The organism is Cellulomonas chengniuliangii, assembly GCF_024508335.1.
GTDB lineage: Bacteria > Actinomycetota > Actinomycetes > Actinomycetales > Cellulomonadaceae > Cellulomonas_A > Cellulomonas_A chengniuliangii.
This window is the reverse complement of record NZ_CP101988.1, coordinates 2657634-2673787: the sequence shown is the minus strand read 5'-3', so window position 1 is coordinate 2673787 and position 16154 is coordinate 2657634. Positions and strand designations below refer to the sequence as shown.

Annotated in this window: 17 protein-coding genes; 6 read left to right on the top strand and 11 right to left on the bottom strand. The window is 74.3% G+C overall.

The genetic code is table 11. The features are described 5' to 3' along the window. Window positions 1–95: 95 nt before the first annotated feature. Window positions 96–596 carry a DsbA family protein gene (locus NP064_RS12355; protein ID WP_227570704.1) on the top strand — a complete coding sequence of 167 codons (501 nt, stop codon included), beginning with the start codon at window positions 96–98 and terminating at the stop codon, window positions 594–596. A 6-nt stretch (window positions 597–602) separates the two neighbouring features. Here the strand turns inward: NP064_RS12355 and nhaA are convergent, their stop codons facing one another. Continuing rightward, entirely contained in the window at window positions 603–1964 is a 1362-nt protein-coding gene (nhaA, locus tag NP064_RS12350; protein ID WP_227570705.1) for a Na+/H+ antiporter NhaA, read from the bottom strand. A gap of 135 nt (window positions 1965–2099) precedes the next feature. On the opposite strand from nhaA, the gene NP064_RS12345 reads away from it, so the two are divergent. Next, window positions 2100–2903, top strand: a complete 804-nt coding sequence (locus NP064_RS12345) for an SDR family NAD(P)-dependent oxidoreductase (RefSeq protein WP_227570706.1) — start codon at window positions 2100–2102, stop codon at window positions 2901–2903. A gap of 53 nt (window positions 2904–2956) precedes the next feature. Here the strand turns inward: NP064_RS12345 and NP064_RS12340 are convergent, their stop codons facing one another. Further along, on the bottom strand, window positions 2957–3403 hold the full coding sequence (locus NP064_RS12340; RefSeq protein ID WP_227570707.1) for an HIT family protein: 447 nt from the start codon (window positions 3401–3403) through the stop codon (window positions 2957–2959). Window positions 3404–3424: 21 nt separating this feature from the next. Next, window positions 3425–3973 carry a DUF1697 domain-containing protein gene (locus NP064_RS12335; protein WP_227570708.1) on the bottom strand — a complete coding sequence of 183 codons (549 nt, stop codon included), beginning with the start codon at window positions 3971–3973 and terminating at the stop codon, window positions 3425–3427. Window positions 3974–4158: 185 nt separating this feature from the next. On the opposite strand from NP064_RS12335, the gene NP064_RS12330 reads away from it, so the two are divergent. Further along, window positions 4159–4914 (top strand): alpha/beta hydrolase, encoded by a 756-nt coding sequence (locus tag NP064_RS12330; RefSeq protein ID WP_227570709.1) that lies wholly within the window; start codon window positions 4159–4161, stop codon window positions 4912–4914. A gap of 2 nt (window positions 4915–4916) precedes the next feature. Here the strand turns inward: NP064_RS12330 and NP064_RS12325 are convergent, their stop codons facing one another. Both NP064_RS12325 and NP064_RS12320 read right to left on the bottom strand, forming a co-directional pair. Further along, window positions 4917–5486 carry an NYN domain-containing protein gene (locus tag NP064_RS12325; protein ID WP_227570710.1) on the bottom strand — a complete coding sequence of 190 codons (570 nt, stop codon included), beginning with the start codon at window positions 5484–5486 and terminating at the stop codon, window positions 4917–4919. A gap of 85 nt (window positions 5487–5571) precedes the next feature. After that, entirely contained in the window at window positions 5572–6462 is an 891-nt protein-coding gene (locus NP064_RS12320) for an FKBP-type peptidyl-prolyl cis-trans isomerase (protein WP_227570711.1), read from the bottom strand. Window positions 6463–6710: 248 nt separating this feature from the next. Between NP064_RS12320 and NP064_RS12315 the strand changes: the two genes are divergently transcribed. Next, window positions 6711–7217 (top strand): flavodoxin domain-containing protein, encoded by a 507-nt coding sequence (locus NP064_RS12315; protein ID WP_227570712.1) that lies wholly within the window; start codon window positions 6711–6713, stop codon window positions 7215–7217. Window positions 7218–7284: 67 nt separating this feature from the next. On the opposite strand, the gene NP064_RS12310 is transcribed toward NP064_RS12315, so the two are convergent. Next, entirely contained in the window at window positions 7285–8190 is a 906-nt protein-coding gene (locus NP064_RS12310; protein WP_227570713.1) for a serine/threonine-protein kinase, read from the bottom strand. Window positions 8191–8642: 452 nt separating this feature from the next. Between NP064_RS12310 and NP064_RS12305 the strand changes: the two genes are divergently transcribed. Both NP064_RS12305 and hemQ read left to right on the top strand, forming a co-directional pair. Then, window positions 8643–9803 carry a ferrochelatase gene (locus NP064_RS12305; RefSeq protein WP_227570763.1) on the top strand — a complete coding sequence of 387 codons (1161 nt, stop codon included), beginning with the start codon at window positions 8643–8645 and terminating at the stop codon, window positions 9801–9803. Beyond that, window positions 9800–10549 (top strand): hydrogen peroxide-dependent heme synthase, encoded by a 750-nt coding sequence (gene hemQ / locus NP064_RS12300; RefSeq protein WP_227570714.1) that lies wholly within the window; start codon window positions 9800–9802, stop codon window positions 10547–10549. Before NP064_RS12305 ends, hemQ begins: the two co-directional genes overlap by 4 nt. A gap of 45 nt (window positions 10550–10594) precedes the next feature. Here hemQ and NP064_RS12295 read toward each other — a convergent pair whose 3' ends face one another. The 5 genes from NP064_RS12295 to NP064_RS12275 form a co-directional block, all read right to left on the bottom strand. Continuing rightward, entirely contained in the window at window positions 10595–11695 is a 1101-nt protein-coding gene (locus tag NP064_RS12295; protein WP_227570715.1) for an LLM class flavin-dependent oxidoreductase, read from the bottom strand. A gap of 84 nt (window positions 11696–11779) precedes the next feature. Beyond that, window positions 11780–13054 carry a Glu/Leu/Phe/Val family dehydrogenase gene (locus NP064_RS12290; protein WP_227570716.1) on the bottom strand — a complete coding sequence of 425 codons (1275 nt, stop codon included), beginning with the start codon at window positions 13052–13054 and terminating at the stop codon, window positions 11780–11782. Window positions 13055–13199: 145 nt separating this feature from the next. Further along, window positions 13200–14420, bottom strand: coding sequence for a M15 family metallopeptidase (locus tag NP064_RS12285; protein ID WP_227570717.1), 1221 nt, complete (start codon window positions 14418–14420; stop codon window positions 13200–13202). An 11-nt stretch (window positions 14421–14431) separates the two neighbouring features. Further along, the gene (locus NP064_RS12280; protein WP_227570718.1) at window positions 14432–15229 is read right to left on the bottom strand and encodes an aldo/keto reductase; all 798 of its coding nucleotides are present in this window, start codon (window positions 15227–15229) and stop codon (window positions 14432–14434) included. A 49-nt stretch (window positions 15230–15278) separates the two neighbouring features. Next, complete coding sequence (locus NP064_RS12275) at window positions 15279–16049, bottom strand: helix-turn-helix domain-containing protein (protein WP_227570719.1); 771 nt, start codon at window positions 16047–16049, stop codon at window positions 15279–15281. Window positions 16050–16154: the final 105 nt, after the last annotated feature.

The following is a 16154-nucleotide window of genomic DNA, read 5'->3' as shown; positions in this document are numbered from 1 at the left end:
CCCGACCAGCAGACCAGGCTCTGCCCTCCGCGGCAAGGCGGCAGCCGCCCGGCGCGGCCCGGGCGCGGGCGCCATGCTGGGCGGGGGAGGCGGCCATGGCGACTGACCAGTTCCGGGGCGACGAGGGCGCGCCTGTCACCGTGGTCGAGTACGGGGACTTCGAGTGCCCCTACTGCCGGGCGGCGGCGCCCATCCTGCGCGGCCTCGTCGAGGGCTCAGGCGGCCTGGTGCGGCTGGTCTGGCAGGAGTTCCCCTTGTTCGAGGTCCACCCGCACGCGTTGGCGGCGGCGCTCGCCGCGGAGGCCGCGCGCGCGCAGGGCAGGTTCTGGGCGATGCACGACGAGCTGTTCGCCCACCAGGACGCCCTCGACGACGCGTCGCTGCGCCGCTACGCCCACACCGCGGGCGTCGACCCGGACAGCGCGGCGGGGCCCGCCGCGCAGGAGTACGCCGGGGTGGTCGACCGCGATTACCGGTCGGGCGTCGAGGCGGGCGTCCGGGGCACCCCGACGTTGTTCATCGACGGGGAGCTGTACACCGGGCGCATCGCGCTCAACGACCTTCGGACGGCGACTGGGCTCGACCGGCAGGGCTGAACCCCCTCACACGTTGCGCCACGGCAGCGGCGGCAGCGGAGGCGGGGCGTCCGACTCCGGGCTGCACAGCGGCAGCCGCTGGCCCAGCACCCGCAGCACGAGCGTGCCCAGCACCGCGGCGACCAGGGATCCCACGAGCACCCCGACCTTCGCCTCGTCGCGCAGCAAGGTCTCCCCGAACGCGAGCTCGGTGATGAACAGCGAGATGGTGAACCCGACGCCCGCGAGCATCGCGCCGCCCAGCAGGTGTCCGTAGCGGACCCTGCCGGGCAGGTCCCCGAGCCCCAGGCGGATCGCCAACGCCGACGCGCCGAAGATCCCCACCACGTTCCCGACGACGAGCGCGACCACGATGCCGAGCGTCACCCGCGACGACGCGGCGGCGCCCAGCGACTCGGCGTCCAGGTGGACGCCCGCGTTCGCGAGCGCGAACAGCGGGACCACCACGTAGGCGCTCCACGGGTGCAGCGCGCGCTGCAGCCGCTCGCCGGCGGGCACGGCGGCGCGCGCCGCCATCTCGGTGAGGTGCTCGCGGTCGGCGGTGGTCTCCTCGGCGAGGTGGTCCGCGTACCGGGCGACGACGTCGACGTGCTCGCGCGCCGAGGGGCGCACGGGGATCAGCAGGCCCAGCAGCACGCCAGCGAGCGTCGGGTGCACCCCGGCGGCCAGCACCGCGGCCCAGAGCAGCAGTCCGGCCACGACGAAGGGGGCCAAGCGCCACACGCGCATCCAGCGGAGCAGCACGATGCCCACCAGGACGAGGCCGACGGACGCCAACGCCACCGGGCTGATCTCGTCGGTGTAGAAGACCGCCAACACGGTGATCGCGCCGATGTCGTCCACGATGGCCAAGGTCAGCAGGAACAGCCGCAGCCGGTCCGGGCAGGCCGGCCCGAACAACGCCAGGATGCCGACCAGGAACGCCGTGTCGGTGGACATGACGATGCCCCACCCGTGCGCGGCGTCCGTGCCGGAGGTGAACGCCAGGTACAGCAGCGCCGGGACGGCCATCCCCCCGAGCGCGCCCAGGGCGGGCACCGCCACGGTGCGGCGGTCCCGCAGCTCCCCACTCGTCACCTCGCGGTTGATCTCGAGGCCCACGACCAGGAAGAAGACCGCCATCGCGGCGTCGTTGACCCAGTCGCGCAGGTCCAGCCGCCAGCTCGCGTCCCCGGCGAACACCCCGGCGGGCGTGGACCACACGGCCTCGTACGACGCCCACCAGGGCGAGTTCGCCCACATCAACGCCACGATCGTCGCCGCGAGCAGGAACACCGCGCTGCCCGCCTCCGTGGCCAGGAAGCGCAGGACGCCCGGGTTGACGCTCGGCAGCCGCATCCGCAGCGGCGGGCCAGGGCTGTCAGACACCACGGTGGCACCTCCGTCCGGCGACACGTCCCCCTCAAACTTCCAGGCCGGGACCGTGGCCGCAACGGTCGCGCGCCACCGGCGAGGGGCGGGCCGGGCGAGTCGCGCGCCCGCCGGATGCGCGACGATGAGCGCATGGCCCACACACCTCAGACAGCACTCGTCACCGGCGCCGGACGCGGGATCGGGCGGTCGATCGCCCTCGGGCTGGCCGCGGCCGGCTGGTCAGTCGCTCTCGTGGGGCGCACCCGATCACGCCTCGACGAGGTCGCGGCGGAGTGCCGGTCGCTCGGGGTCATGGCGCCCGTCGCCGTCGCCGACCTCGTCGACCGGGACGCCGTCTCGACCGCGGTGGAGGACGTGCTCCGTGCGTTCGAGCCGCATGGCGGGCTGGGCCTGCTGGTCAACAACGCCGGGGTCGTCGAGTCCACCGAGGGCCCGTTCGCGCAGGACGACCCCGACGAGATGTGGCGGGTCATCGAGACGAACGTCCGCGGCCCGCTGCTGGTCACCCACGCGGTGCTGCCCGGGATGCTGGCCCGCGGCTCCGGACGCGTCGTCAACCTGAACTCGGGCGCGGGGCACCGCCCGATGGAGGCCTACACGGGGTACGCGATCAGCAAAGGGGCCCTGGCCCGGCTGACCCGGTTGCTCGACGCCCAGTACCGCGACCAGGGCCTGCGGGTCTTCGACCTGGCGCCCGGCGTGGTCCGCACCGACATGACGGCGTCGATGCCGACGCACGACGACCGCAGCGACTGGACCCCGGTCGAGGCCGTCGTCGAGCTGGTGCTCGCGCTCGCCAACGGCGAGCTCGACGTGCTGTCGGGGCGGTTCATGCGGGCGGGCGCCGACACCCCCGCCTCGCTGCTCGCCGAGGCCGACCGGGTCGTGGCCGCCGACGCCCGCGTGCTGCGGCTCGCCCAACTCGGGGACTGACGGGGAGTCGGTCCCGCTCGTCGGCGACCTGCGGCGGGCGGCGGACCGGCGCGCTAGACGGCCGGGTCGGTGAGCCGGGCGGGCACGTGGTCCCCGTGCCCCTGGGCGCGCAACGCCTCGCGGACCTGCTCGGCCGCCGCGTCGAGCTCCGCGGCGGGCACATCGTGGCGGGCGTTGGCGAACGTCAGGCTCTGCTCGTCCCAGGCGGGCAGCACGTGCAGGTGCAGGTGCGGCACCTCGAAGCCGGCGGTCACCAGGGCGACGCGCGGGGAGTCCCACACCTGCTGCTGCGCCCGCCCGATGGTCTGCGCGACCTGCACGAGGTGCGCGAGGACGTCCGTCGGCGCGTCGATGAACTGGACGATCTCCTCGCGCGGGACCACGAGAGTGTGCCCGTCGGCGATCGGCGCGATGGTGGTGAAGGCGACGGCGACGTCGTCCGCCCAGACGAAGCGGCCCGGGATCGCTCCTGAGATGATCTGCGAGAACACGGTGGCCATGTCGCCAACCTAGCCCGGCGGTCAGGCCCGCGCGAGCAGCAGCTCCTGGAGGGCGAGCACGGTGCGCCAGTTCCGGCCGGTCCCGGGCTGCCCCGCGGCGCGGTCGAGCGCGTCGGCGGTGAGCGTGGACCGGCCGATCCCCTCGGGGTAGGTGACGTAGGCCTGGGCGCCGTCCCACACCACCTGCTCGGAGCCGTGCCGGCTCATGTCGAGCACCGCGTCGCGGACCGGGTCGGAGTAGAACACCACCACGAGGTGGGACGGATCGGTCCGCGCCGCCTCGACGAACGGGTTGGCCGCCACCACCGCGTCCACCTGGGCGGCTGTGCGCACCACGACGTCGACCTCCAGCCCGAGCCGCCCACGCACCCCGGCGGTGATGTCCGCGGCGGCCGCGGCGGCGTCGAACTCCGCGCCCCCCGAGGCGGCGAAGACGACGTTCCCGCTGTTGAGCAGCGTGGCCACCTCGCTGTGGCCGAAGGACTCCACGATGGCGCGCAGGTCCGCCATCGGGACCTTGCGACGCCCGCCCACATTGACGCCCCGCAGGAGGGCCAGTGCCGCTGTCATCCCGCGAGCATGGCCCGGCGGGCGTCGTCGCGACAAGCCGGGCCCCGGCGGGCGTCGTCGTCCGGGCACGCGGCACTCCACCGGCACGCGGTAGTCGCACCCCGCACCCCGTACCCCGCACCCCGCGCCGCGCGGACGGGTGAGGCCTCTGGCGCGGCGGATCCCGCGAGCGCTATGAATCCGGCATGTCGTCGCGCCGCAGCCCCATCGCCGAGCTCGTGGTCGTGCTGCCGGTCCTCGCAGCCCTGAGCGGGTGCGGCGCCTCAGCCGCGCCCGAGGCGTCGGCGACCGCGTCCCCAGACCCCACCGAGGCCGCCGTCCGGGCGGTCGACACGCCCGACTGCCTCCCAGGCGCCGCCCGGGCGGTCGTCGCGGGCAGCGAGGCGGACCCGACGATCGTCGTCACGATCGGAGAGGGCAGCAGGGGCATCGTGTTCGCACCGCAGCTCGGCGCGACCTTCTGCCAGTGGGCGGACCAGCTCGTGCGGTACGCGGACCAGGGGTACCGGGTGGCGTCGTTCGCGTGGGGCGAGGACGGTGGCGCGTCGCTCGAGGCGACCGTCGGCGTGCTGCGGGGCGAGGGTGCGGAGGATGTGGCCCTGGTGGGCGCCTCCAAGGGGGCTGGTGTCGTCGCGGCGCTCGCGGACGATCTGCGCCCCGCCCCCGTCGGTGTGATCGCCCTGAGCCCGGGCGTGGAGGTGGAAGGCCATGACGCCACCTCGGCCGGCAGCGCCTACACGGGACCGCTGCTCGTCGTCGCCAGCGAGACCGACGGGTCGATCCGCGCGTCCGAGTCGCAGCAGGTGGCCCGCGCCGACGACCCGGCCACCTACGTCCAGCTGCCCGGCAGCGCGCACGGCGTCGCGATCCTCCTCGCCGGCACCGGCCCGCAGGTCCTCGACCAGATGGACGGGTTCCTCGCCGCCGCGTTCGGCGGCTGACCTCAGAGGTAGCGCAGCGGGTCGAACTCGTCGAGCGGGATGATCCGCAGGCGGGGGAGCTGCACGTTGAACGCCTTGACGTCGCTCTCGAGGTCGAAGATCTCCAAGCCTCGGTCGAGCAGCTGCGCGAGCCCCGCGTTGGTGAACTCGCGGAACGCGAGGAGGCCGACTCGGCGGTCGTCGCCGAGCAGGTCCTCGACCTCGGGGATGAAGTCGCCGTCGTGGGACGCGAGGAGCACGTCGCCGTCCCGGGCCGCCAGCGCCGTCAGGGTGCGCTTGATGCCGATGTCGACGACCTTCTCGTAGCTCTCCCCGGCGAGGGGGATCGGCTGGAAGCCGATCGCGACGAGGGCCTGCACGAACGACATCGGCATGGTGCCGTTCGAGGCGTTGAGGAAGAACAGTCCCTTGACCGGGTTGCCCCAGGTGCGCTCCGCGAAGTCGAGGATGCGCTCCCATCGCGGGCGCTGCTCGGGGGTGGGCCTGCCGTTGAGGATCGACGAGCCGAGTGTGGCGTCGATGTTCTCGCCGTCGACCAGGACGTAGGTGGTGCGACCTTCCCCGTTCTGCATCGGCACAGCGTACGACGTGCGGCCGGGAGGGTCCGCGGTTCTGGGCACGAGCCGCCCGCGCGCCGTGCTGCGACGCGCCGCTGGCCTAGGGCTGGCCGACGAGGTCCATCACGATCGCCGTCGCAGGGCTGCCCGCGCCCTCGCCGGGGAGCTCGACGAGCACCCGGCTCCCGATCGGGACGCCGGCGAGCCCTGCGAACGCCGGATCCGCCGGGGAGACCAAGAACTGCTCCGGGGCGCCCGACTCCCACGAGCTCCCGGCGCTCGCGCCCTCCCAGTCCACGGCGGCGTACTGGACGATCACGGGGCCGGGGGACACCGAGGGGCCGGTGCCGCGCGCCAGGACAGTCGTCACGACCGTCGTCGGCGGCGGCGAGCCCGGGGGCACCGTGACGTTCGCGGGGCCGCCGAGGGCGCCGCTGACCCGGGGGGCCACCGCTCCCGCGGCGGCGGGGTCCGGACGGGCGTCCGCCTCCCCTCCGGCGGAGCGCCCGTACGCGCCGACCACGTCCACGACCAGCACGATGACGTCGTCGTCGGCGCCTGTGACGGCGGCGCCTCCCGGCGGCGTGTAGCCGATCTCCGGCGGTACTGACATCAGGACCCTGGATCCGACGCGCAACCCCGTCAGCGACTCGGCCCACCCCGCCGGCAGGCCGGGCAGTGACGCCACGACCGGGGAGCCCTCGCCGTACGAGCTGTCGACCTCGGGGCCGTCCCACGCCTGCGCCAGGTGGCGCACCAGCACGAGGTCGTCCGGGTGGACCACGGCGCCGTGCCCTGGCTCGACGACCTCCGTGGCGAAGCCCTGCGGCGGCCCGGACGCTGGGAAGTCCAGCGTGGGCCGGCCTCCCGGCTCTCCCCTCACCACGGGCATCGCGCCCCGGGGCCGGGTCTCCACGCCCGGCGCGCACGAGCCGAGCAGCAGCAGGACGGCGAGGACGGCGGCCGCCAGCGCGGCGGGTCGAGGGTTCATCTGGGCTCCCTGACGACGGCCCGCCGATCGCTCGGCCGGACGCTCGAGGCGCCCGGAGAAGGGTGACGGCGGGGCCCTTTCAGCATGACCCTTTCGTCCGGGTCCCGCGCGCCGCGCCCCTGGTCGCGAGGGGGGCGTCGGTGGACGAAGGGGACCTCCGGCCCACGCGAGGTGTCCGGACGAGACGGACGATGTTCACCAGGGCCTGGCTGCGGGGGCAGGGCACACACGAGCAGGAGGTGCACGCGATGAGGATCTTGGTGACAGTGGCGTCCCGGCACGGGGCCACGCGCGAGATCGGCTCGGTGGTCGCGCGAGTGCTCACCGAGGCGGGCCACGATGTCGACGAGCTCGACCCCGAGATGGTCTCCGAGGTCCGCGACTACGACGCGGTGGTGCTCGGCTCGGCCGTGTACACCGCCCACTGGCTGCCGGCGGCGCGAGCGCTCGCCGAGCGCTGCGCCCACGACCTGGTGAACCGGCCCGTGTGGATGCTGTCGTCAGGGCTGGCCACGCAGCCTGCCGCGTCGGCGAACTCCCCCCACGAGGTGCAGCAGCTCCGTGAGACCCTCGGCGCCCGGGCCCATCGCAGCTTCGCGGGCCGGTTGATCCGCAGCGAGCTGACGTTCGCCGAGCGCGCCCTGATCTCAGGGGCGCGAGCCCGCGAGGGCGACCACCGTGATCTCAACGCGGTCGCCGCCTGGGCGGCGCAGATCGTCGACGAGCTCGCGGCGATGCACCCCGCGCACGTCTGACCGCGCGGCGTCGCCGTCGGATCCGCGCGACGGCGCCCGTCGCCGGCCGCAGCCCGGCTCGCGGGGGTCAGCCCAGGCGGGCCGCCACCCGGTCCCAGATCGCGGGGCGGCGCAGGCGCCTGAGCTCCTCGGCGACCTGCGCTGTGGTCGGCCGGGATTCCGGCGCGGTGGCCGTCATCGCCCGCAGCAGCGCGGACCACGTCGGCCCCAGGCTCTCGGGCACCTCCGGGGAGTCCAGCAGTCGCGCCAGTGAGCTGGCGAGCGCCTCGCCCGGGTAGGCGCGCCGGCCCGTGAGGCACTCGAGCAGCACCAGGCCCAACGAGTAGACGTCGGACTGGGGGCCGAGCGGCTGCCCGAGGGCCTGCTCGGGACTGAGGTAGCTCGCCGTGCCGAAGGTCGGGCCGTCACCCGCGCCCGCGGCGCCCTGGCTGCCCACGGGTGTCGCGATGCCGAAGTCGGCGAGCTTGGTCGAGGTCAATGGCGCCTCGGCATCGCCGCTGAGCACCGCCTCCTGCGCGATGAGCACGTTGGCGGGCTTGAGGTCGCGGTGCACCACCCCGACGGCGTGCGCGTGCCCGAGCGCCTCCGCGAGCTGGCGCCCGACGTCGGCGACCTCGGCGGGCGGCAGCGGGCCCGCGTCGATGTGGTCGCGCAGCGTGCGGCCCTCCACGAGCTCCATCACCAGGAAGGCCAGCGGCTCGCTTCCGGGACCGAGGTCGGCGCCGACGTCGAGCAGGGCGACCAGACCGGGGTGGGAGAGGCTGCCGAGCATCCGCGCCTCGTCGGCGTACCGGCGGATCTCGCGCGGCGCCACCCCGTCCAGGGAGAACACCTTCACCGCCACCTGTCGTGTCAGCCGGGAGTCGGTTCCCCGGAGCACCGCGCCCATCCCGCCGTGCCCCAGAGGGGCGTCCAGGCGGTACCGATGGCCGAGCACGCACCCGATGAGAGCCCCGGGGTCGATCGTCTGCACCGTGCCGCGCTCCCTCGATCGTCGTGTCGACCCACCCAATGACGGTAGGAGCAGGGTGGGGCGCCCGCATCCGGGGGTGCGTGACGGCGGGCACGCCTCCCCAGGCGCTTGACCGGTTTGTCCGGAAGGTGTAGCAAGGCGGGGCAGTTTCGCACGGCGACCCACGACGACCCACGGCGACGCGCACCGTCGTGGGTCGTCGCGGGTCGCCGTGCGGAGGTCCACGCCCCGCCCGGCCATTGGTGCTCACCAACAGCCCTGGGCAGGCACGTCGTCAACGCCAGGCAGCTGACGTCCCGAAGAGGGGCCGAGCCGATCTGACGGCGTGTCTCGACAATCTCACGCCGCGGGACAGGGATCCCGGACGTCGGCCCACCAGGCGCCGATGCCATGATGCAGTGGTGGATTCGACGACCGTGCCCCCGACCTCCACCGCGCCGTACGACGCCCTGATGCTGTACTCCTTCGGCGGCCCGAACGCCCCTGAGGACGTGCTGCCCTTCCTGCGGAACGTGACGCGCGGCAAGAACATCCCCGACGAGCGGCTGGCCGTGGTGGGCGAGCACTACGCCCACTTCGGCGGCCGCAGCCCCATCAACGAGCAGAACCTCGCGCTGGTCGACGCGCTGCGGGCCGAGCTCGAGCGGCGCGGCGTCGACCTGCCCGTGGCCTGGGGCAATCGGAACTGGGAGCCGTACACCGTCGACGCGCTCACCGAGCTGCGCGCGGCCGGCGCGCGACGCGTGCTCGCGATCGTGACCAGCGCCTACGGCTCGTACTCCGGTTGCCGGCAGTACCGGGAGAACCTCGCCGCGACCCTCGTCGAGATGGGCGCCACCACCCCGACCGGGGACGACGGCAGCGCCGGGATCGTCGTCGACAAGCTGCGCCACTACTTCAACCACCCCGGCTTCGTGCGGGCCAACGCCGACGCCGTCGTCGAGGCCTACGAGCGGCTCGCGGAGAAGACCGGCAGCGACGTCGCGACGCTCGCGGTCAGCGCGCCGCTGGTGTTCGTCACGCACTCGATCCCCGACACGATGGAGGAGGCGTCGGGCGCCCAGGCCCCCAGTTACCGCGCCCAGCACCTCGACGTCGCGGGGCTCGTCGCCGCGCAGGTCGGCGAGCGGCTCGACACCGAGGTCGAGTGGACCCTCGCGTACTGCTCGCGGTCGGGCCCGCCCAGCCAGCCGTGGCTCGAGCCCGACGTCAACGACCTGATCAGCGAGCGGGCAGCGGCGGGCATGCGGGCCGTCGTGCTGTCCCCGATCGGCTTCGTCTCCGACCACATGGAGGTCGCCTTCGACCTCGACACCGAGGCGCTCGAGACGGCTCGCGAGGCCGGGGTGGCCGCCGTGCGCGCCGGGTCCGTCTCCACCCGCCAGCCGTTCGTCGAGGGCCTGGTGGACCTGGTGCTCGAGCGCGCGGCCGCGGAGCGCGGCGAGGAGGTCGACCGGGTGTCCGCCGGTACCCTCGGCGTCTGGCCGGACGTGTGCCGGCCCGGGTGCTGCCGCATGCGGGCGGGGCAGGACAGCGGGATCCCCGCGGCGTGCGGATCGGACCCGGTCCAGGACGATCTGGCGGACGCGACGACAGGAGCACAGCACGCATGAGCACGGCACACGCAGGGGCGCCCGAGGGCGGCCACTCCGCAGAGGTCGCTGAGACCGTCAACTCCGAGATCCGCTACGCGATGTTCTCGGTGTACGCGCTCGAGGAGGCGCTCCCCGAGGACGACCAGGAGCGCGCCCAGCTGGTGCGCGAGGCCGAGGCCGCGATCACCATGGACGGCGCCGCGCCCGGGGACCTCGTCGTCCGCGGCTGGTACGACGTCGCCGGCCTGCGCGCCGACGCGGACCTCATGGTGTGGTTCCACGGCGACTCGATCGAGGCGGTCCAGGGCGCCTACGAGCGCCTGCGCGCGAGCGTGCTCGGCCGCCACGTCGTGCCCGTGTGGTCGGTGGTCGCCCTGCACCGGCCCGCCGAGTTCAACCGCGGGCACATCCCGGCCTTCCTCGCCGGGGAGGCGCCGCGCGACTACCTGTGCGTCTACCCGTTCGTCCGCTCCTACGAGTGGTACGTGCTGCCCGACGCGGAGCGCCGCGAGATGCTCATCGAGCACGGCCGTGCCGCCAAGGACTACGCCGACGTGCGCGCCAACACCCTGGCCGCGTTCGCCCTCGGCGACTACGAGTGGATCCTGGCCTTCGAGGCCGACGAGCTGCACCGGATCGTCGACCTCATGCGGGAGCTGCGCGCCACGCAGGCCCGGCGGCACGTGCGCGAGGAGGTCCCGTTCTACACCGGGCCCCGCGTCACGCTCGCCGAGTGGGCAGACCGGCAGCCGCGCGAGGCCTGAGCCGCCGCGTCCGCCCCGGCCGGCTCGACCGGGGCGGACAGCCGCTCAGACGGCGGCCGCGGCGGACGCCGGATCGGCTGCGCCGGACGCCGGTGAGGACTCCTGGCCGGAGGGCGTCAGGCCCCAGCCCTCGGCGAGCGCCTCGAGGGTGCGGACCCGGGCTGCCAGGTCGTGCGTCGTGCTCGTGACGAGCAGCTCGTCCGCCCCCGAGCGCGCGACCAGGTCGTCGAGCTCGGCGACGGCCCGCTCGGCGGTGGTCGCGACCTGGGTGCCGGGGGACTGCGCGAAGAAGTCCCGGGCCGCCTGCGGGTCGAGCGCGGCCAGCAGCTCACGCGCCTCGTCGGGGGAGACCACGGGCCCCAGGCGGCCGCTGCGCAGGCTGAGCGACATGACCCTGCTGGGCCCGGCGAGGTACTCCGCCTCCTCGTCGGAGCCCGCGACGATCACCGAGGCCGACACCATCAGGTGCGGCTGGTCCAGCACCGCCGACGGGCGGAACGCGGCCCGGTACGCGGCCGCGGCCTCCAGGGTGCGGCCCGTCGCGAAGTGGCTCGCGTAGCTGAACGGGAGCCCGAGCTCGCCCGCGAGCTGGGCGCTGAACAGGCTCGAGCCCAGCAGCCACACCTGCGGCGTCGACTCTTGGACCGGCGTGGCGATGAGCCGACGCGCGGCGCTGCTCGCCCGGCCCGCGTCCTCCTGGCCCAGCATCGCGCGCAGGTCCCGGAGCTCGCGCGGGAAGTCCTCGGCGCCCAGCCCTTCCACGGTGCGGCGCAGGGCTGCCGCCGTCATCGGGTCGGCGCCGGGCGCCCGCCCGATGCCCAGGTCGATCCGCCCCGGGTGCAGCGCCTCGAGCATGGCGAACTGCTCGGCGATCACCAGCGGCGGGTGGTTCGGCAGCATCACGCCGCCCGATCCGACCCGCACCCGGCGGGTGGCGCTGGCCAGGTGGCTGATGAGCACTGCGGGACTGGTCGAGGCCACCGCCGGCATCGAGTGGTGCTCGGCCACCCAGAAGCGCGAGTAGCCGAGCTCGTCGGCGCGGCGGGCCAGGGCGGTGGAGTCCAGCAGCGCGTCGCGGCTGGTGGAGCCGGCGCTGACGGGGGCGAGGTCGAGCACGGACAACGGGGTGGTGCGGGTGCTGGTCACACCGGGCCAACACCGTCGGGGCTGCTGTGCTTCCCGACGGCGCCGGCCCGGCGCGACGTCACACCGATCTGGGGCACAGGCCGATCAGGGGTACAACCCGCGGATCTGGTGGGCCTCGGCGACCCGCTTGACGCCGATGGTGAGCGCTGCGTCGCGCAGGCTCAGGCCCTCCGCCCGCGAGACGTGCGCGACGTTGGCGTAGGAGGCCAGCATGCGCTGCTCGAGCCGCTCCTCGATCTCGGGCTCCGTCCACCAGTACGCCTGGTTGGCCTGCACCCACTCGAAGTACGAGACGACCACGCCGCCCGCGTTGGCCAGGATGTCGGGCACCACGACGATGCCGCGGTCGGCGAGCACCTGGTCGCCGGCCTCCGTGGTGGGGCCGTTCGCGCCCTCGACCACCCAGCGCGCCTTGACGGTGGCCGCGGTCTCCTCGTCGAGGACGCCCTCGACAGCGGCCGGGACCAGCACGTCGACGTCGAGCGCGAGCAGCGCGGTGTTGTCGATCGGGTCGCCGCCACCGAACCCCACCACCGTCCCCGTCGCGGCCACGTGGGCGAGCAGCGCCGGCACGTCGAGGCCGTCGGGGGCCTGGACGCCGCCGTACTGGTCGGAGACCGCCACCACGCGGGCGCCCGCCTCCGCGAAGAAGCGCGTCGCGTGGGATCCGACCTTGCCGAACCCCTGCACGGCCACGCGCACGTCACGCAGGTCGACGCCCGCGTCGGCGAGCGCCGCCCGTGCCGCGTGCACCACTCCCCGCGACGTGGCGGTGGCGCGGCCGAGCGAGCCGCCCATCGCGACAGGCTTGCCGGTGGTGACCGCCGGGATCGTGTAGCCCTTGTTGACCGAGTAGGTGTCCATGACCCACGCCATGGTCTGCTCGTCGGTGCCGATGTCGGGCGCCATGATGTCCCGCTCGGGGCCGATCATGGGCATGATCTCGCTGGTGTAGCGGCGGGTCACCCGCTCGAGCTCCGCGGCGGAGTAGTGCCGCGGGTCGATCGTCACCCCGCCCTTGGCGCCCCCGTAGGGCAGGTCGACGATGGCGCACTTCCAGGTCATCCACATCGCGAGGGCGCGCACCTCGTCCGGGTCGACGCCGGGCGCGAACCGCAGCCCGCCCTTGCCGGGCCCGCGCGAGATGTTGTGCTGCACGCGGTAGCCGGTGAACAGCTCGGTGCTGCCGTCGTCCCGGCGCAAGGGGATCGCCACCGTGATCTCGCGTCGCGGGGTCGCGAGCATCGCGTGCAGTCCTTCGTCGTACCCCAGGATCTCGATGGCTGAGGAGAGCTGGGCGTGGGCTGTGGCCAGCGGAGAACGTGCTGCGGTCGTGGTCGACGAACCGGTCACCGTCATGCGGTTGTGCCTCCTGAGCGGTACGCAGAGCGCGGTGGCCGGCTCCGTTGCCGACCCGTGAGACGCGTTCGCCCACACCATGCCATCGCTGGCCTGCGATGTCGCCCCCGACCGGGGTGCGGTCAGGCATGTCCGCCAGACGGGCTCAGGGCAGGTACTCGAAGTGCCAGTACTCCGGGTAGGCGCCGTCCTGGCGAACGCGTGCTGGGGCCGTCCACCCGTAGGACGGCCCGTTCGCGACCAGCCACTCGTAGCGGGCGGTGCCGAAGCCGTACACGTCGGGCCACTCCTGCACGTCGAGCGCGGTGCCGAGCCCGTGGCTCGAGGTCCCGGGTCGCGCCGCGAGCGCCCCGAAGGCCTCCTTCATCGCGACCTGGTCCTCGTAGGAGCGGTAGGTGAGGTCCATGGCGATGCCCTCCCCGAACGCAGCGCGGAAGGCGTCGTTGAGCCGGGTCAGCGCGGCGCCCGCGTCGCAGCGCAGGTACTGGGCGTAGCCGAGCTGGTCGGCGCCCCACGGGATCCGGCACATCGCCGACATCGGCATCTGGCCGTTCGACCCGTCGCCGTCGGCGGTCGGCACGGAGGTGACCCACAGGATGTTGCCCTGGGCGTCGGTGGGACGGCCGCCGCCCGCGGAGGGCGCCGTCGGCCCGGGCTCGGGAGCCGGAGAGGAGCTCGGCCGCGGGGCGGCTCGTGACTCCTCAGCCGCCCGTGCCTCCTCGGCGGCCCTCGTCTCCTCGGCGGCCCGCCACGCGTCCATGCTGGCCGCCCAGCCGTGGTGAGCCGCCTCGACCGCCAGCCGGGCCGACTCGGTCTCGGCGCCCGCCCGCAGGACCTCAGGGGCCGAGGCCGCGTCCTCGGGGACGTCCGCCGCCGGATCACCACCGTCCGCCGCCACTGCCGCCGTGACGCGCGCCCCGAGGTGGGACATGGCGGTGTCGAGGCCGGTCATCGCCCCGGCGAGGGCGTCCCACGCAGCCGCGGCCTCGCCAGCCGAGGCCGCAGCAGCGTCAGCCGACGCCGCCTGCACCGCTGCCGTCTCGCCAGCCGCCACCTCGACCGCCGCGGTCGCCGAGGCCGCCGTCGTCGCGGCTGCCAGCAGCGTCTCGCGCGACTGGCGCACGGCATGTGCGAGCGCGACGCGGTCCCACCGGGCCCGCTCAGCCCGGTGCGAGCGGGCGGCGTCGAGCACCACCACGCCCTCCGGCTCCACGCGTGCCCCGGTGGGGCTGGATGCCCCGTTGTGGAAGGCGACAGCAACTCCGAGGGTCGCGATGAGGACGGCGGCGACCACGCTGGCCGCCGTCCTCATCTCGACGGGCGAGCGGATGCGCGCGACCGCCGCGCGCCACGGGGACGTCCTCACCGGCGCCAGGGTCAGGAGCGCGCCTCAGCGTCCGTGACACGGGTCAACGAGTCGATCCGGGCGACCTCGTCCGGCGTCAGGGCGAACCCGGTGATCTCGAAGTTGGCCGCGATCCGGTCCCGGTGGGTCGACTTGGGGATCACGACCACCTGGTGCTCGATGTGCCAGCGGAGCACGACCTGTCGCGGGGTCGCGTCGTGGGCTGCGGCGATCTCGACGAGGACCGGGTCCTCGAGGTCGGTGCGCTTGAACGGGCTGTACCCCTCGAGGGCGACGCCACGCTCCTGGTGCGCCGCGACCAGGTCGGGATCGTGATCGCCAGGGCTCCACGGGATCTGGTTGATCGCCGGAGCCTCGCCCGTGGCGGCCACGAGCTCGTCGATCTGGGCGATGGAGTAGTTGGAGACCCCGATCGCGCGGGTCAGCCCTTCGTCCCGGAGCTGGATGAACTGCTCCCAGGTGGACGGGGTGGCGGCGCCGGCCGGCGGCCAGTGCACCAGCCACAGGTCCACCTGGTCAACGCCCAGGTCCGCGAGCGAGCGCTCGAGCGTCTCGCGCTCGCGTCCGGCCGCGTCCGGCGGCAGCTTCGTGGTCAGGAACACGTCCTGCCGGGGGATGCCCGAGTCCGCCAGGCCCTGCCCGACGAGCGACTCGTTGCCGTAGCCGGTGGCGGTGTCCACGTGGCGGTAGCCGAGGGCCAGGGCGTCGCGCACCGCACGGCGGGCGTCGTCGCCCTCCGACTGCCACGTGCCGAGCCCGAGGAGGGGTATGTCCGCGCCGCGCAGCGCGAGGGTGGGGAGGGAGGTCATCGGACCATGATGCCCGCGGGGTCGTGGCGCCGCGACCGGCGCCACGGCGTCAGCGTGTCGACGATCTGCGTCGGTACTGGGCTGGTGTCTCGCCCGTGAGCCGCCCGAACGTGCGGGTGAACGCCGCCTGGTCGGAGAACCCCGCACGCACCGCCACCTCGGCCAGGGCGACGCCGTCCACCGCCAGCAGGGCGGTGGCATGGTCGATGCGGGCGCGGAGGACGAACTGCTGCGGTGAGAGCGAGAACACCTTGCGCATCCGCCGGTCGAGGGTCGAGGGGGAGCAGCCGGCCGCCGCGGCCATGTCCGCCACGGTGATCCCGTCGGTGATCCGCTCGCGCACCAGCTCCACCACCCGCGACAGGGAGCTCACGGCGACGTCGTCCGTGTCCTGGCTGCGCAGGTCCTGCGAGACGCTGACCAGGCCCACCAGGCGCCCGTCGAGGCGCACGGGCTGCTTGGAGGTGAGATACCACCCCGGGCCGCCGCCGGGGCGCCGGATCAGCTCCAGGACGTGCCGGACCGCGCGTCCGGTGGACAGCACCTGGGCGTCTTGCTGGACGTAGTGCTCAGCGAGCGACGTGACGAAGAGGTCGCCCGCGCAGCGGCCGACGACGGCCCGACGGGAGCGTTCGGGCGTCCGGTCCACGAATGCCTGGTTGACGGCCACGTAACGCCCGTCGACGTCCTTCGCGCAGAACATCGTGGTGGACAGCTCGTCCATCAGGGCGAGCATCGGGTCGCCCAGGGCCGCGAGCAGGTCGACGGCGCCGGGCCATTCGGGCGGCGCCGCCGGCGCCGTGGACAGAGAGCTGCTCATCAGGCCCGGAGGCTATCGCGCCGATGCCGCCCGCAGAGGATGCCTGGGCGCGCAGGGGAGGCTGCGACGCGGAGGGCGCCGCGGAACGTCAGACAGCGCGACCGA

Coding starts and splice junctions, on each gene's coding strand:
- NP064_RS12315 (WP_227570712.1), top strand. CDS start 6,711: ATGAGGATCTTGGTGACAGTGGCGTCCCGGCACGGGGCCACGCGCGAG.
- NP064_RS12290 (WP_227570716.1), bottom strand. CDS start 13,054: ATGACGGTGACCGGTTCGTCGACCACGACCGCAGCACGTTCTCCGCTG.
- NP064_RS12320 (WP_227570711.1), bottom strand. CDS start 6,462: ATGAACCCTCGACCCGCCGCGCTGGCGGCCGCCGTCCTCGCCGTCCTG.
- NP064_RS12280 (WP_227570718.1), bottom strand. CDS start 15,229: ATGACCTCCCTCCCCACCCTCGCGCTGCGCGGCGCGGACATACCCCTC.
- NP064_RS12345 (WP_227570706.1), top strand. CDS start 2,100: ATGGCCCACACACCTCAGACAGCACTCGTCACCGGCGCCGGACGCGGG.
- NP064_RS12305 (WP_227570763.1), top strand. CDS start 8,643: ATGCTGTACTCCTTCGGCGGCCCGAACGCCCCTGAGGACGTGCTGCCC.
- NP064_RS12275 (WP_227570719.1), bottom strand. CDS start 16,049: ATGAGCAGCTCTCTGTCCACGGCGCCGGCGGCGCCGCCCGAATGGCCC.
- NP064_RS12355 (WP_227570704.1), top strand. CDS start 96: ATGGCGACTGACCAGTTCCGGGGCGACGAGGGCGCGCCTGTCACCGTG.
- hemQ (WP_227570714.1), top strand. CDS start 9,800: ATGAGCACGGCACACGCAGGGGCGCCCGAGGGCGGCCACTCCGCAGAG.
- NP064_RS12335 (WP_227570708.1), bottom strand. CDS start 3,973: ATGACAGCGGCACTGGCCCTCCTGCGGGGCGTCAATGTGGGCGGGCGT.
- NP064_RS12330 (WP_227570709.1), top strand. CDS start 4,159: ATGTCGTCGCGCCGCAGCCCCATCGCCGAGCTCGTGGTCGTGCTGCCG.
- NP064_RS12325 (WP_227570710.1), bottom strand. CDS start 5,486: ATGCAGAACGGGGAAGGTCGCACCACCTACGTCCTGGTCGACGGCGAG.
- NP064_RS12340 (WP_227570707.1), bottom strand. CDS start 3,403: ATGGCCACCGTGTTCTCGCAGATCATCTCAGGAGCGATCCCGGGCCGC.